The sequence below is a fragment of the Streptomyces sp. NPDC093065 genome, from assembly GCF_044754585.1.
Classification (GTDB): Bacteria; Actinomycetota; Actinomycetes; order Streptomycetales; family Streptomycetaceae; genus Streptomyces.
On the sequence record NZ_JBIVPJ010000002.1, the window covers coordinates 426,228 to 440,272 of the forward strand.

General features: G+C 73.3%; 15 protein-coding genes and 1 riboswitch. Of the genes, 11 read left to right on the top strand and 4 right to left on the bottom strand.

The genetic code is table 11. From position 1 onward, the window contains the following. The first annotated feature begins 28 nt into the window (after positions 1 to 28). From ACIQFU_RS04830 to ACIQFU_RS04845, 4 genes are all read left to right on the top strand, one after another. A complete protein-coding gene (locus ACIQFU_RS04830) occupies positions 29 to 1,414 on the top strand; it encodes a PLP-dependent aminotransferase family protein (protein ID WP_402548975.1) in 1,386 nt (461 codons plus the stop codon). A gap of 85 nt (positions 1,415 to 1,499) precedes the next feature. Then, complete coding sequence (locus ACIQFU_RS04835) at positions 1,500 to 1,862, top strand: hypothetical protein (RefSeq protein ID WP_402548976.1); 363 nt, start codon at positions 1,500 to 1,502, stop codon at positions 1,860 to 1,862. 8 nt (positions 1,863 to 1,870) lie between these two features. Continuing rightward, positions 1,871 to 3,055, top strand: a complete 1,185-nt coding sequence (locus tag ACIQFU_RS04840) for a glutathionylspermidine synthase family protein (protein ID WP_402548978.1) — start codon at positions 1,871 to 1,873, stop codon at positions 3,053 to 3,055. 61 nt (positions 3,056 to 3,116) lie between these two features. Next, positions 3,117 to 3,204, top strand: a riboswitch (ZMP/ZTP riboswitch). 35 nt (positions 3,205 to 3,239) lie between these two features. Beyond that, positions 3,240 to 4,685 (top strand): glycine hydroxymethyltransferase, encoded by a 1,446-nt coding sequence (locus ACIQFU_RS04845; protein WP_402548980.1) that lies wholly within the window; start codon positions 3,240 to 3,242, stop codon positions 4,683 to 4,685. A gap of 18 nt (positions 4,686 to 4,703) precedes the next feature. Here ACIQFU_RS04845 and ACIQFU_RS04850 read toward each other — a convergent pair whose 3' ends face one another. Continuing rightward, positions 4,704 to 5,342 (bottom strand): hypothetical protein, encoded by a 639-nt coding sequence (locus ACIQFU_RS04850; protein WP_402548982.1) that lies wholly within the window; start codon positions 5,340 to 5,342, stop codon positions 4,704 to 4,706. A 130-nt stretch (positions 5,343 to 5,472) separates the two neighbouring features. On the opposite strand from ACIQFU_RS04850, the gene trpS reads away from it, so the two are divergent. Beyond that, positions 5,473 to 6,495 (top strand): tryptophan--tRNA ligase, encoded by a 1,023-nt coding sequence (trpS, locus tag ACIQFU_RS04855; protein ID WP_402549253.1) that lies wholly within the window; start codon positions 5,473 to 5,475, stop codon positions 6,493 to 6,495. Positions 6,496 to 6,683: 188 nt separating this feature from the next. Then, a complete protein-coding gene (locus ACIQFU_RS04860; RefSeq protein ID WP_109034380.1) occupies positions 6,684 to 7,262 on the top strand; it encodes a 2'-5' RNA ligase family protein in 579 nt (192 codons plus the stop codon). A gap of 7 nt (positions 7,263 to 7,269) precedes the next feature. Here the strand turns inward: ACIQFU_RS04860 and ACIQFU_RS04865 are convergent, their stop codons facing one another. Then, a complete protein-coding gene (locus ACIQFU_RS04865; RefSeq protein WP_402549254.1) occupies positions 7,270 to 8,025 on the bottom strand; it encodes a decaprenylphospho-beta-D-erythro-pentofuranosid-2-ulose 2-reductase in 756 nt (251 codons plus the stop codon). 34 nt (positions 8,026 to 8,059) lie between these two features. Continuing rightward, positions 8,060 to 9,466, bottom strand: a complete 1,407-nt coding sequence (locus ACIQFU_RS04870; protein WP_402548983.1) for an FAD-binding protein — start codon at positions 9,464 to 9,466, stop codon at positions 8,060 to 8,062. A 133-nt stretch (positions 9,467 to 9,599) separates the two neighbouring features. Here ACIQFU_RS04870 and ACIQFU_RS04875 point away from each other — a divergent pair, with 133 nt between their 5' ends. Genes ACIQFU_RS04875 through ACIQFU_RS04890 form a run of 4 tightly spaced genes read left to right on the top strand, consistent with a single transcriptional unit; the run spans position 9,600 to position 12,469 of the window. Then, positions 9,600 to 10,109 carry a phosphatase PAP2 family protein gene (locus ACIQFU_RS04875; protein ID WP_402548985.1) on the top strand — a complete coding sequence of 170 codons (510 nt, stop codon included), beginning with the start codon at positions 9,600 to 9,602 and terminating at the stop codon, positions 10,107 to 10,109. Further along, positions 10,102 to 11,067 (top strand): decaprenyl-phosphate phosphoribosyltransferase, encoded by a 966-nt coding sequence (locus tag ACIQFU_RS04880; RefSeq protein ID WP_402548986.1) that lies wholly within the window; start codon positions 10,102 to 10,104, stop codon positions 11,065 to 11,067. Before ACIQFU_RS04875 ends, ACIQFU_RS04880 begins: the two co-directional genes overlap by 8 nt. Beyond that, positions 11,028 to 11,558 (top strand): GtrA family protein, encoded by a 531-nt coding sequence (locus ACIQFU_RS04885; protein WP_402549255.1) that lies wholly within the window; start codon positions 11,028 to 11,030, stop codon positions 11,556 to 11,558. The genes ACIQFU_RS04880 and ACIQFU_RS04885 overlap by 40 nt, the downstream gene beginning before the upstream one ends. Further along, positions 11,546 to 12,469 (top strand): YihY/virulence factor BrkB family protein, encoded by a 924-nt coding sequence (locus ACIQFU_RS04890; RefSeq protein WP_402548988.1) that lies wholly within the window; start codon positions 11,546 to 11,548, stop codon positions 12,467 to 12,469. The genes ACIQFU_RS04885 and ACIQFU_RS04890 overlap by 13 nt, the downstream gene beginning before the upstream one ends. Here ACIQFU_RS04890 and ACIQFU_RS04895 read toward each other — a convergent pair. Beyond that, positions 12,417 to 13,703 carry a D-alanyl-D-alanine carboxypeptidase family protein gene (locus tag ACIQFU_RS04895; RefSeq protein WP_402548989.1) on the bottom strand — a complete coding sequence of 429 codons (1,287 nt, stop codon included), beginning with the start codon at positions 13,701 to 13,703 and terminating at the stop codon, positions 12,417 to 12,419. The two genes, ACIQFU_RS04890 and ACIQFU_RS04895, sit on opposite strands and share 53 nt — an antisense overlap. Positions 13,704 to 13,794: 91 nt before the next feature. Here ACIQFU_RS04895 and ACIQFU_RS04900 point away from each other — a divergent pair, with 91 nt between their 5' ends. Next, positions 13,795 to 14,034, top strand: coding sequence for an SCO4848 family membrane protein (locus ACIQFU_RS04900; protein ID WP_402548991.1), 240 nt, complete (start codon positions 13,795 to 13,797; stop codon positions 14,032 to 14,034). The last annotated feature ends 11 nt before the right edge of the window (positions 14,035 to 14,045 follow it).

Sequence of the window (14,045 nt, forward strand, 5' to 3'; positions counted from 1 at the left end):
AAGCAGCCCACGGGTATGGTCCATTTCCATGGCGAATCCCTGGGCCACTCTCGGTATCGACCTCCACCTGGAACCGGCCGGCCCCGGCCTGCGCCGCGGCCTGACCGACGCCCTGCGCGAGGCCGTCCGCACCGGCCGCCTGACCCCCGGCACCCGCCTGCCCTCCTCCCGCACCCTCGCCGCCGACCTCGGCATCGCCCGCAACACCGTCGCCGACGCCTACGCCGACCTGGTCGCCGAGGGCTGGCTCACCGCACGCCAGGGCTCCGGCACCCGCGTCGCCGACCGCGCCGTCGTACCGCCCGCCGGCACGGCCCCCCGCCCCCGCACCCCGGCCCGCCCCGCCTACGACCTGCGCCCGGGCACCCCCGACCTGGCGTCCTTCCCGCGCGCCGAGTGGCTCAGGGCCGCCCGCCGCGCCCTCACCGCCGCCCCCAACGAGGCCCTCGGCTACGGCGACCCGCGCGGCCGCCCCGAGCTGCGCGGCGCCCTCGCCGACTACCTCGCCCGGGCCCGCGGCGTCCGCGCCGAACCCGAACGCGTGCTGATCTGCGGCGGCTTCGCCCACGGCCTGACCCTGCTCGCCACCGTGCTGCGGGCACGCGGCGTGCACACCGTCGCCGTCGAGTCGTACGGCCTCCACGTCCACCGCGACCTGCTGACCGCCGCCGGACTGCGTACCGTCCCGCTGCCCCTGGACGCGCTCGGCACCGACCCCGACGTCCCCCGGGACGCGGGTGCCGTACTGCTCACCCCGGCCCACCAGTTCCCGCTCGGCATGCCCCTGCACCCCGACCGGCGGGCGGCGGTCGTCGACTGGGCGCGGCGCACCGGCGGCCTGGTCCTGGAGGACGACTACGACGGCGAGTTCCGCTACGACCGCCAGCCCGTCGGCGCCCTCCAGGGGCTCGACCCCGACCGCGTGGTCCACCTCGGCACGGCCAGCAAGTCCCTCGCCCCCGGCCTGCGGCTGGCCTGGATGGTGCTGCCGCCCGGCCTCGCCGACGACCTCACGGCCACCCGCGGCGGCCTGGACACCAACGGGGTCCTGGACCAGCTGACCCTGGCCGAGTTCCTGACCTCCGGCGCCTACGACCGTCACGTCCGCTCCGCCCGGCTGCGCTACCGCCGCCGCCGCGACGCCCTGGTCGCCCAGGTCGCCGCCCGCGCCCCCGAGGTGCGGGTGACCGGCATCGCGGCCGGGCTGCACGCCGTACTGCGACTGCCGCCCGGCACCGAGCAGTCGGTCGTGCGCGCCGCGGCCTGGCACGGACTGGGCCTGTACGGCCTGTCGGTCTTCCGCCACCCCGACGCCACCGCCGGCCCCGTGGACGCCGTCGTCGTCGGCTACGGCACCCCGCCGGACCACGCCTGGGCGGGGGCCCTGGAGACGCTGTGCCGCACGCTGCCGTAGAGTCCGTCCCCGATCCGGCCGTACAGTCGATCGGTCCAACTGACGTACGGAAAGCGGAAGAACGCACCACGGGGGAGCGACGGACATGGCGGAGACCCGGCGAAGGCTGCGGTCGAGCACCGTGGTGCTCGGCGGCATGGGAGTGCTCGCGGCGGCCCTGAGCGCATGCGGTTCGGACCCCGACCGGCGCTGCGTGGACCGCGACAGCTACGACTACCTCAACGGCTACAAGGTCGTCGCCGACAAGAACTGCAAGTCGGGCTCGTCCGGCAGTTCGTCGGGCGGTGCGTACGGCAGGGGCGGCCGGAAGAGCTCCGTGGGCGACGCCGACTGGTACTACGACTCCGACGTGAGCAACGGCCGGGCCGACTACGGCACCTTCAGCCGGTCCGAGGCCGTCGACCGCGGCGGCTTCGGCTGCTCGGGCTCCGGCAGCGGCGGCGGCTGAGCGGCGCCGTGGAACGCCGCACCACCGACCCCCGCCCCGACTGGCAGCGGACCGTCGAGGAGCAGGGGCTGATCTACCCCCTGACCCGCTACCCGGACGACTCCCTGCGCCCCTACTGGGACGAGAGCGCCTACTACGTCTTCTCCCTGCCCGAGGTCGAGGCGCTGGAGGAGGTCGTCGGGGAGCTCCACCGCATGTGCCTTGCGGCCGCCGGGCACATCGTCGCCGCGGACCGCTTCGCCGACCTCGGCATCACCGACCCGCGCGTCGTCCACGCGGTCACCGAGGCCTGGCAGCGGCGCGCCGAACTCCCCTCCGTCTACGCCCGCTTCGACCTGCGCTACGACGGCACGGGCCCCGCCAAGCTCCTGGAGTACAACGCGGACACCCCGACCTCCCTGGTCGAGGCCGCCTCCCCGCAGTGGTTCTGGATGGAAGACCGCTTCCCCGGCGCCGACCAGTGGAACAGCCTCCACGAGCGCCTCGTCGACGCCTGGAAGAAACAGGCCGCGCTCCTGCCGCCCGGCAACCCGCTGTACTTCGCGCACTCCTCGGACGACGAACTCGGCGAGGACCTCATGACGGTCGCCTACCTCAAGGAGACCGCCGAACAGGCCGGCCTGGAGACCGGCTGGCTCGCGATGGAGGAGATCGGCTGGGACCGCCTGTCGGGCCGCTTCGTCGACACGAAGCTGCGCTTCATCCGCAGCCTCTTCAAGCTCTACCCCTGGGAGTGGCTCACCACCGACCGCTTCGCCGGCCACGTCCTGGACACCCTCGACAACGGCGGCGGCACCGGCACCACCCTGTGGATCGAGCCCGCCTGGAAGATGCTGCTCAGCAACAAGGCCCTGCTGGCGATCCTCTGGGAGCTGTACCCCGGCCACCCGAACCTCCTGCCCGCCCACCTCGACGGCCCGCGCGACCTGGCCACCACGACCGGCTGGGTCGCCAAGCCCCTCCTCGGCCGCGAGGGCGCCGGCGTCACGGTCCACGAGGCGGGCACCGACCCGGCCCCGCGCCCGGAGCCCTGCTGCTACCAGGAACTGGCCCCCCTCCCGGACTTCGACGGCAACCGCACGGTCCTGGGCGCCTGGGTGGTGGAAGACGAGCCGGCGGGTCTGGGCATCCGGGAGTCGTCGGGCCTGGTGACGGACGAGTACGCCCGCTTCCTGCCCCACGTGATCCTCTGAGGACGGACCCTTCCGCATCACGGACACCCACGGCAGCCCCCCGCCCCACCCGGTAACCTGGCGCCCGGGCCGTGACTGGCGCGCTGGGATGGGACGAACCATCGGGAAGCGGCCCGGAACACCGAGAGCCGTGCGCCTGGGCCATCCGTACCGTGAACGCTGAAACCGACGTCCGGAGGACCCCGTGCCCGCAGAGATCTCCCCCGAGTCCACCGCCTACCGAGCCGCGCTCGACGTCATCCGAGCCGTCGAGCCCCGCGTCGCCGACGCCATCGGCCAGGAGGTCGCCGACCAGCGCGAGATGCTCAAGCTGATCGCCTCGGAGAACTACGCCTCCCCGGCCACCCTCCTCGCGATGGGCAACTGGTTCAGCGACAAGTACGCCGAGGGCACCATCGGCCGCCGCTTCTACGCCGGCTGCCGCAACGTCGACACCGTCGAGTCCCTCGCCGCCGAGCACGCGCGCGAGCTGTTCGGCGCCCGCCACGCCTATGTCCAGCCGCACTCCGGCATCGACGCCAACCTGGTCGCCTTCTGGGCCGTCCTCGGCGCCCGCGTCGAGGTGCCCTTCCTGGAGAAGTCCGGCGCCCGCCAGGTCAACGACCTCACCGACGCCGACTGGGCCGAGCTGCGCCAGGCCTTCGGCAACCAGCGGATGCTCGGCATGTCCCTGGACGCCGGCGGCCACCTCACCCACGGCTTCCGCCCGAACATCTCCGGCAAGATGTTCGACCAGCGCTCCTACGGCACCGACCCCGCCACCGGCCTCATCGACTACGAGGCCCTGCGCGCCTCCGCCCGCGAGTTCAAGCCGCTGATCATCGTCGCGGGCTACTCCGCGTACCCCCGGCTGGTGAACTTCCGGATCATGCGCGAGATCGCCGACGAGGTCGGCGCGACCCTCATGGTCGACATGGCGCACTTCGCCGGACTGGTCGCGGGCAAGGTGCTCACCGGCGACTTCGACCCGGTCCCGCACGCCCAGATCGTGACGACGACCACCCACAAGTCGCTGCGCGGTCCGCGCGGCGGCATGGTGCTGTGCGACGACTCCCTCAAGGACCAGGTCGACCGCGGCTGCCCGATGGTGCTCGGCGGCCCGCTCCCGCACGTCATGGCCGCCAAGGCCGTCGCCCTCGCCGAGGCCCGGCAGCCCGCGTTCCAGGACTACGCCCAGCGCATCGTCGACAACGCCCGCGCGCTCGCCGAGGGCCTGACGAAGCGCGGCGCCACCCTGGTCACCGGCGGCACGGACAACCACCTGAACCTGATCGACGTGGCGTCCTCCTACGGCCTCACCGGCCGTCAGGCCGAGGCCGCCCTGCTCGACTCCGGCATCGTCACCAACCGCAACGCCATCCCGGCCGACCCGAACGGCGCCTGGTACACCTCCGGCATCCGCATCGGCACCCCGGCGCTGACCACGCGCGGCCTCGGCACCGTGGAGATGGACGAGGTCGCGGGCCTGATCGACCGCGTCCTGACCACCACCGACCCGGGCACCACCAAGTCCGGTGCCCCCTCCAAGGCCTCCCACGTCCTCGACGCGAAGGTCGCCGAGGAGATCGCGCGGCGCGCGACCGACCTGGTGGCGGGCTTCCCGCTGTACCCGGAGATCGACCTGGGCTGACGACGACGGAGAGTCGGCCTACAGGTCGATCAGCTCCTGACAAGGCTCCCCGCGCGGCGGTCCGGCACGGTACCGGTCCGCCGCGCGGCGTATCAGCAGCGTCCCCGCGACACCCGCCCCGAGCCCGCCCGCCGCGGCCCACCACACCCCGTACCGCCCGCCGTCGTCCCCTCCGCCGCCAGTCCCGCCGGCCGCGAGGAAACCCGCGTCGACCAGCCGCTCGTAGGCGTCCCGCGGCGCCCGGCGCCGGCGGATGCCGTCGTCCGTCACGTCCGGTGCCGGATCGGTGCGCACCCACGGCGTGCCGTCCCCGGCCAGGAACAGCTGGTCCTGACGCAGCATCGCCACGTCCCCGCCCGGCGCCCGCCGGGTCTGCGGCCGGCCCCCGACGCCGGTCAGCCCCCACAGCACCGTGAAGCTCACCGGGGGACGACAGTCCCGCGTCCAGTCCTCCGGCACCCGCTCGGATCCCGAGTACGACGGGTCGAGCAGCCACCGCAGCCGGTCGAAGTCCCGCTCACCCGCGTGCCAGGACGCGGTGCGCCCGTCACCCGCCCACACCACCACGGCCACGTCCGGCTCGTCGACGGCCCGGGCCCCGCCCGCTGCGACGGCCCCCGCCGCGCCCGGCCACCCCAGCGCCGAGGCGGCCGCCACCGCACACACCCACCGTCTTCGCACCGGCCCCCCTCCCGCCTGCTTCCGCCCTTGTTACACCCCTGGACACGGAATGGAGCCCCCCTGTACCGAACCAGTGCCCGACCGGCCCGCGAAGCCTGAGAGAATGGTGAACATGGCCAACGATCGTCGTCCGCGCGTGCTCTCCGGTATCCAGCCGACCTCCGGCTCGTTCCACCTCGGCAACTACCTCGGCGCCGTCCGCCAGTGGGTCGACATGCAGAACACCCACGACGCGTTCTACATGGTCGTCGACCTGCACGCGATCACGGTCCCGCAGGACCCCGAGGAGCTGCGCCGGAACACCCGCGTCGCCGCCGCCCAGCTCCTCGCCGCCGGTCTGGACCCGGACCGCTGCACCCTGTTCGTGCAGAGCCACGTCCCCGAGCACGCGCAGCTCGGCTGGCTGATGAACTGCATCACCGGTTTCGGCGAGGCGTCCCGGATGACGCAGTTCAAGGACAAGTCGGCCAAGCAGGGCAACGACCGCACCACCGTCGGCCTGTTCACGTACCCGATGCTGATGGTCGCCGACATCCTGCTCTACCAGGCCGACCAGGTCCCCGTCGGCGAGGACCAGCGCCAGCACCTGGAGCTGACCCGCGATCTCGCGGACCGCTTCAACCAGACCTACGGCGACGCCTTCACCGTCCCGAGCGCCTACATCCTCAAGGAGACGGCGAAGATCTACGACCTTCAGGACCCGACCGCCAAGATGAGCAAGTCGGCGGCCACCCCGAAGGGCCTGATCAACCTGCTCGACGAGCCGAAGGCCACCGCGAAGAAGGTGAAGAGCGCGGTCACCGACACCGACACCGTGGTCCGCTTCGACCGCGAGCACAAGCCCGGCGTCAGCAACCTCCTGACGATCTACTCCACCCTCACCGGCGCCGAGATCGCGGAGCTGGAGCGGAAGTACGAGGGCAAGGGCTACGGCGCGCTCAAGACGGACCTCGCCGACGTGGTCGTGGAGTTCGTCACCCCCTTCCGGGAGCGCACCCGGCAGTACCTGGACGACCCGGAGACGCTCGACGCGATCCTCGCCAAGGGCGCGGAGAAGGCCAGGGCCGTCGCCGCGGAGACCCTCGCCCGGGCGTACGACGAGGTGGGTTTCCTGCCCGCCAAGCACTGACCCGCGGCACCGACCGGCGCACCGCCCACGACCTCGTCCGGGACGCCGGACCGGGCCCCGTCCGTGCGCCCCGGCATGCCGCCGTAGCGCTGCACATCACTCCGGTTGCGCCTGCCCAGGGCCGGGCGGTGGCCGTACAGTCGATATCCGGGTGTCCGACCGAAGGACACACAACGACAGGAGACGAAGTGGGGACCGTAACGATCGGCGTGTCGATCGCGGTCCCGGAGCCTCACGGCAGCAAGCTCCAGCAGCTGCGCGCGGGCTTCGGCGACGCCGCTGCTCACGGCATCCCCACGCACGTCACCCTGCTGCCGCCCACCGAGGTCGACGGCGCCGCGCTGCCCGCGGTCGAGGCGCACCTGGCGGAGGTGGCGGCGCGCGGCCGGCCCTTCCCGATGCGCCTGTCCGGCACCGGGACCTTCCGGCCGCTCTCGCCCGTGGTCTTCGTCCAGGTGGTCGAGGGCGCGGCGGCCTGCTCCTGGCTGCAGAAGCGGGTGCGCGACGCGTCCGGCCCGGTCCCCCGCGAACTGCAGTTCCCGTACCACCCGCACGTCACCGTCGCGCACGGCATCGACGAGGCGGCGATGGACCGCGCCTACGAGGAGCTGTCCGACTACGAGGCCCAGTGGCCCTGCACCGGCTTCGCGCTGTACGAGCAGGGCGCCGACGCGGTGTGGCGCAAGCTGCGCGAGTTCCCCTTCGGCAGCGCCACGGTGCCCCCGCAGGCCGGGCGCGTGGAGACCGGCTCCCTGCCGACGCGGTAGCCGAGCCCTACATCGGCAGCCGCCGGAACACCGTCCGCGGCAGGTGCCGCACCGCCGACATCACCACCCGCAGCGCACCCGGCACCCACACCGTCTCCGAGCGCCGCCGCAGCCCCAGCTCGATGGCTGCGGCCACCGCCTCCGGCGTGGTGGCGAGCGGCGCCTCCGCCATCCCCTCGGTCATCCGCGACCGCACGAACCCGGGGCGTACGACCATGACGTGCACCCCCGTGCCGTGCAGCGCGTCGCCCAGGCCCTGCGCGAAGGCGTCCAGGCCGGCCTTGCTGGAGCCGTAGATGAAGTTGGCCCGGCGGGCCCGCTCCCCGGCGACGGAGGAGAGCACCACCAGCGAGCCGTGTCCCTGCGCCTGGAGGGAACGGGCGGCGACCAGCCCGGCCGAGACCGCGCCGGTGTAGTTGGTCTGCGCGACCCGCACGGCGTTCAGCGGCTCGCGCTCGTCGTGCGCCTGGTCGCCCAGGATGCCGAAGGCCAGCAGCACCAGGTCGACGTCACCCTCGGCGAACACCTTGCCGAGCGCCGCATCGTGGGACTCGGGGTCCAGCGCGTCGAAGGCGACGGTGCGCACCTCGGCGCCCAGGCCACGCAGCTGCTCGGCGGCCGCGTCCAGGGCGGGGGAGGGGCGCCCGGCCAGCCACACCGTGCGGGTGCGGCGGGCCACCAGGCGGCGCGCGGTGGCCAGCGCGATCTCGGACGTACCGCCGAGGACGAGGAGGGACTGGGGGAGGCCGAAGGCGTCCTTCACGGCTGCTCCAGACATGTCGGGGGTGGCAGAGCGGTCACAGGGCGAGGCGGCGGGCCAGGTCGGAGACGAACACCCCGCGCGGGTCCAGCTCGGCGCGCAGGGCGCGGAAGTCGTTTAGACGGGGGTACATCGCGGCGAGCAGTTCCGGGCGCAGCCGGGAGTCCTTGGCGAGGTAGACCCGGCCGCCCGCGTCCGCGACCTCCTCGTCCAGCTCGTCCAGGAAGGCGCCGAGCCCCGGCAGGCCCGCCGGGATGTCCAGGGCGAGCGTCCAGCCGGGCAGCGGAAAGGAGAGCCAGCCCGGGTCTGCCTCGCCGAAGCGCTTGAGGACGGCGAGGAAGGACGGGCAGCGGCGGGCGGAGATGCGCCGCACGATCGAGCGCAGGGCCTCCTCCCGGCCGTGCCCGACGACGAACTGGTACTGCACGAAGCCGCCCCGGCCGTAGACCCGGTTCCAGTGCGGGACGCCGTCCAGGGGGTGGAAGAAGGTGGAGATCCGCTGGAGCCGGCCCCGGCTCACCCGGGGGGCCTTGCGGAACCAGAGTTCGTTGAACAGGCCCACCGTCGTCCGGCTGAGCAGTCCGCCGGGGAGGAAGTCGGGGGTCGCGGGGAGGCGGGAGGTGCGGAAGGCCAGCGGTTCGCGCCGGGCGCGCGAGCGGGCGGGCAGCGCGTCCAGCGGTGCGTGGTCGCCGCGGGTGAGTACCGCGCGGCCCGTCGCCCGGCCGCGCGCGAGGAGGTCGATCCAGGCTACGGAGTAGCGGTAGCGGTGGTCGGTGGCGGTCAGCCGGGCCATCAGGTCGTCCAGGTCGGCGGCGCGCTCGGTGTCCACCGACATCAGCGCCGTCCGGACCGGCTGGAGCCGCAGCGTCGCGGTGAGGATCACCCCGGTCAGGCCCATGCCGCCCGCGGTCGCGTCGAACAGGGGCGTGCCCGGGGCGACGGTGCGGACCCGGCCGTCGGCGGTGAGCAGTTCCAGGGAGAGCACGTGCCGCGCGAAGGACCCCGACACGTGGTGGTTCTTGCCGTGGATGTCCGCGCCGATCGCCCCGCCGACCGTCACGTAGCGGGTGCCGGGCGTCACCGGCACGAACCAGCCGAGCGGCAGCAGGACCTCCATCAGCCGGTGCAGCGAGACGCCCGCGTCGCACAGCACGGTGCCGCCGGCGACGTCGACGGCGTGCACGCGGTCCAGGCCCGTCATGTCGAGGACGGCGCCCCCGGCGTTCTGCGCCGCGTCCCCGTACGCCCGGCCGAGACCCCGCGCGATGCCGCCGCGCGCCCCGCACTCCCTGACCGCGAGGGCCGCCTCCTCGTACGTCCGCGGGCGTACGACGAGTGCCCCGGTGGGCGCGGTACGGCCCCAGCCGGTGACGGTGTCCCAGTCGGCGTCGGGGTGGTGGGTGCCGGGGTCCGGGTCGGTGTCGGGCACGGTGTCGGCAGACATGGCGGTGACCGTATCGCCACTATGTGAATGATTAGTTCCAAAACATTGGAGTCGTCCCTGAAACGGGTGATTAATGGTATGTCGTTCCGATGTGCCCGACTTCCCGCGCCGCGGGCGTGGACAGTGAGTCCACATGGACGACCTCGACGACATGGACCACCGGATCGTCACCGCGCTCAGGGCCTGCGGAACCGACCCGCGCGTCGCGGGCGCGGCGCGCGCCCTGTCCTGGGCCGGGGAGCACGGGGCGCTGTGGCTCGCGGCGGGCCTCACCGCGGCCGCCGTGGACGCGCCCCGGCGCACGGCCTGGCTGCGCGGCACCGCGCTCACCGCCGGCGCCCACATCGTCAGCATGGGGGTGAAACGGGTCGTGCGCCGCCCCCGCCCCGCGCACGTCGTCCCCCTGGTGCGCACCGCGGGCCGGCACTCCTTCCCCAGCTCCCACGCCACCTCGGCCGCCGCGGCCGCGGTCGTCTTCGGGGCCCTCGGGGTGCGGGCCGCCTGGCCGCTCGCCGCCGCCGTGTGCGCCTCCCGGCTGGTCGCCGGCGTCCACTACCCCTCCGACGTCGCGGCGGGCGCCGCCCTGGGTGCGCTCACGGCCCGCCTCGGCGCCGACTGGATGCGCGGAGGCACCCGTGACTGACACGGCCGTCACCGACACCGCCGTCCTGCGCCAACGCGCCCCAGACCAGGGGCAGGAGCCCGCACCGCCCCGCGCGGGAGGCGTCCTCGCCGGGCTGCTGCGCACCGCACGCCCCCGCCAGTGGATCAAGAACGTCCTGGTCGTCGCCGCCCCGGCCGCCGCCGGTGAGCTGTTCTCCGTCCACGCCCTCGGCCGGCTCGCGCTGGTCTTCGTCCTGTTCACCGCCTGCGCCTCGGCCGTCTACCTCGTCAACGACGCCCGCGACGCCGACGCCGACCGCGCCCACCCCGTCAAGCGGCACCGCCCGGTCGCCGCCGGACAGGTCCCGGTGCCGCTCGCCCACGCCGTCGGCGGCACCCTGGGCGTCCTCGCGCCCGCCGCCGCGGCCTGGCTGTGCCCCGCGCCCGTCGCGGCCCTGCTCACCGCCTACCTGGTGATGCAACTGGCGTACTGCGTCAGCCTCAAGCACGTCCTGGTCGTCGACCTCGCCGTCGTCACCACCGGCTTCCTGATGCGGGCCATGGTCGGCGGGCTCGCGCTCGGCATCCCGCTGTCGCGCTGGTTCCTCATCACGACCGGCTTCGGCGCCCTGTTCATGGTCGCCGCCAAGCGGTACTCCGAAGCCGTCCAGATGGCCGGCAAGGAGGGCGCCACCCGCCCGCTGCTCACCGAGTACACGACCGGCTACCTCCGCTTCGTCTGGCAGCTCGCCGCCGGGGTCGCCGTCCTCGGCTACTGCCTGTGGGCCATGGAGGAGGGCGGCGTCCCGCACGCCAGCGTGCTGCCCTGGCGCCAGCTCTCCATGGTCGCCTTCGTCCTCGCCGTCCTGCGCTACGCCGTCTTCGCCGACCGCGGCACCGCAGGCGAACCCGAGGACGTGGTCCTGCGCGACCGCGCCCTCGCGCTGATCGGAGTGGTCTGGCTCGCGATGTACGGCCTGGCGGTGGCCAATTGGTAGCCGGCCGGCGCGAACTGCTGGGCTTCGCCTCGGCCGGGCTGCTCGCCTACGCCGTCGACCTCGGCCTCTTCACCTGCCTGCGCGGGCCGGCCGGACTCGACCCGCTCACCGCCAAGACGCTCTCCTTCGTCGCGGGCTGCTCGGTCGCCTACGCGGGCAACGCGCTGGGCACCTACCGCCACCTCCGCCGCCCCCGGGGCCTGCGGCCCTGCGCCGTGTTCTTCGCCGTGAACGCCGCCGGCGCCGCCGTACAGCTGCTCTGCCTGGCCGTCAGCCACTACGGTCTCGGCCTCACCTCGCAGCGCGCCGACACGGTCTCCGGGGCCGGGGTCGGCATGGTCCTGGGCACGATCCTGCGCTTCTGGGGCACAAGAACACTGGTCTTCCGGTCCGGGTCCGGAACCGGTGACGGCACCGGCGGCGGATCCGGTGGCCGGACGAGATCATGGAACGGGACGAACGGGGGCAGGGTCGGATCATGGACTGGCTGAAGAAGCTCCCCGTCGCGGGGCCCTGGATCGCCCGCCTGATGACCACGCACGCGTGGCGCTCCTACGAACGCCTCGACCGGGTGAAGTGGTCCCGGCTGGCCGCCGCCATGACCTTCACCAGCTTCGTCGCCCTCTTCCCGCTGCTGAGCCTCGCCGCCGCCGTCGCCGCCGCCACGCTCAACAGGCAGCAGCAGGACAAGCTCCAGGACAAGCTCGCCGAGCAGATCCCCGGCATCTCCGACCAGCTGAACATCCAGGGCCTCGTCGACAACGCCGGCACCGTCGGCGTCATCGCCGCCCTCCTGCTGCTGTTCACCGGCATGGGCTGGGTCGAGGCCACCCGGGGCTGTCTGCGCGCCGTGTGGGAGCTGCCCGACGAGGAGGAGAACCCGGTCCTGCACCGGGCCAAGGACGCGGGCGTCCTCGTCGGTCTCGGCGGGGCGCTGCTGATCACCGTTGGCATCTCCACCGTCGCCTCGGCGCTGGTCGGCTGGATCATCCGCACCGTCGGCCTCGCCGAGGGCGGTGTCGGCGGCGTCCTGCTCTACGTAGCCGCCTTCGCCGTCGCCGTCCTCGCCGACTTCCTGCTGCTCCTCTACGTCCTGACCCTGCTCCCCGGCGTCCAGCCCGAGCGCCGCCGCCTGGTGGTGGCCGCGCTGATCGGCGCGGTCGGCTTCGAGCTGCTGAAGCTGCTGCTCAGCGGCTACATCCAGGGCGTCGCCGCGAAGAGCATGTACGGCGCCTTCGGCGTCCCCGTCGCCCTGCTGCTGTGGATCAACTTCACCGCGAAGCTCGTGCTGTTCTGCGCCTCCTGGACGGCGACGGGCAGCAAGGAGCAGGAGCTGGGCGAGGAGGAGGTCACGGACGGGTCCGGCGGCGGACCAGGTCCGGCAGCGGCCACTTCCGGTTGACCAGGAACGCGCCGCCCGCGAGCAGCACCAGCACCCCGGCGGTGATACCGGCGGCGATCCCGACCCCGCCGGCGCCGTTCCCGGCCGTGGCGCCCGCCACCGGCTTCGTGCCCCCCGCGCCCTTCCCGGTGCCGCCGGCCTCACCGGAGGACTCGGCCGAGGGGCTCGCCGCGGTGGCGCTCCTCGGGCCCACCAGCTGCCCCACCGGCCGCGCCTTGCCGGCCGCCTCGAAACCCCAGTCGAAGAGGCGGGAGGTCTCCTTGTAGACCTCGTTGTGCTCGTCCTCCGCCGGGTTCATCACCGTGACGAGCAGCACCCGGCCGTCGCGCTCGGCCACGCCCGTGAAGGTGGCGCCCGCGTTGGTCGTGTTGCCGTTCTTCACGCCCGCGATGCCCGGGTAGACGTCGACGTCGTAGTCGCCGGCCAGGAGCCGGTTGGTGTTCTGGATCTCGAAGGGCTTGCGGCTGGTCCTGCCCTTCTTGTCCTTCTTCGTCTCGCCCGGGAACTTCGCCCGGACGGTCGAGGCGTACTCGCGGAAGTCCTTCTTCTGCAGCCCCGAACGGGCGAAGAGGGTCAGGTCGTACGCGGAGGACACCTGCCCCGGCATGTCGTAGCCGTCGGGGCTGACCGCGTTGGTGTCGAGGGCCTGCAGCTCCTCGGCGTGCGCGTTCATGTCCTCGACGGTCGTGTCGACACCGCCGTTCATGGCGGACAGCACGTGCACCGCGTCGTTGCCGGAACGCAGGAAGACCCCGAGCCACAGGTCGTGGACGGTGTAGGTCTCCTCCTCCTTGATCCCGACCAGGCTGGACCCGGCGCCGATGCCCGCGAGGTCGGACACCTCGACCTTGCGCTTCGTGGTCTTCGGCCACTTCGGCAGCAGCGTGTCCGCGAACAGCATCTTCAGGGTGCTCGCCGGGGCCAGCCGCCAGTGCGCGTTGTGCGCGGCCAGCACGTCGCCCGACTCGGCGTCCGCCACGATCCACGACCGGGCGGTGAGGTCCTTCGGCAGCACGGGCGCCCCGCCCGCCAGGTCCACCTGCGTCCCGGGCCTGCCGAGCCTGGCGCCGCCCACGGTCGACATCGACGCCGGTGGAGTGGCCGACGGGCTCGTCGACGGACTCGTCGAAGGGTCCGGGGCGGCGAGCGCGGCGGGGGAGAGGAGGGCGAGCGCGGTCAGGGCGGCGGAGGTGACCGTCAGGGATCGCCTGAGGGCCTTCTTGGGAGCGGGCACGATCGGAAACGTACCCCCAGTGATCGCGTCGTTCCCAGCCCCCTCCCCACCCCGCGCACGGATCCGGACAGCGGGCGGCGATACTGAACGCATGAAGCTCAGCCGCCCCGTCTCCTGGTTCCTGCTCGCTTTCGGGGTGTGGAGCTGGATCATCTGGATCACTTTCGTCAAAAACCTGGCCAAGGACGGCAGCGGGCTCGCTTTCGAGGACGGCGACCCCACGGCGTACTTCTGGGTGCACCTGCTGCTCGCGGTCGTCTCCTTCGTATTGGGGACGGTCGTCGGGGTCATCGGGTTGCGCGGCGTGCGCGCACTGCGCCGAACGTCATAGGCGTCGAGGAC

What these genes read in the sequence shown, in the direction of transcription:
- ACIQFU_RS04900 (WP_402548991.1), top strand. Translation starts at nt 13,795, where the DNA reads ATGAAGCTCAGCCGCCCCGTCTCCTGGTTCCTGCTCGCTTTCGGGGTG.
- ACIQFU_RS04830 (WP_402548975.1), top strand. Translation starts at nt 29, where the DNA reads ATGGCGAATCCCTGGGCCACTCTCGGTATCGACCTCCACCTGGAACCG.
- ACIQFU_RS04835 (WP_402548976.1), top strand. Translation starts at nt 1,500, where the DNA reads ATGGCGGAGACCCGGCGAAGGCTGCGGTCGAGCACCGTGGTGCTCGGC.
- ACIQFU_RS04890 (WP_402548988.1), top strand. Translation starts at nt 11,546, where the DNA reads ATGGACTGGCTGAAGAAGCTCCCCGTCGCGGGGCCCTGGATCGCCCGC.
- ACIQFU_RS04870 (WP_402548983.1), bottom strand. Translation starts at nt 9,466, where the DNA reads ATGTCTGCCGACACCGTGCCCGACACCGACCCGGACCCCGGCACCCAC.
- ACIQFU_RS04875 (WP_402548985.1), top strand. Translation starts at nt 9,600, where the DNA reads ATGGACGACCTCGACGACATGGACCACCGGATCGTCACCGCGCTCAGG.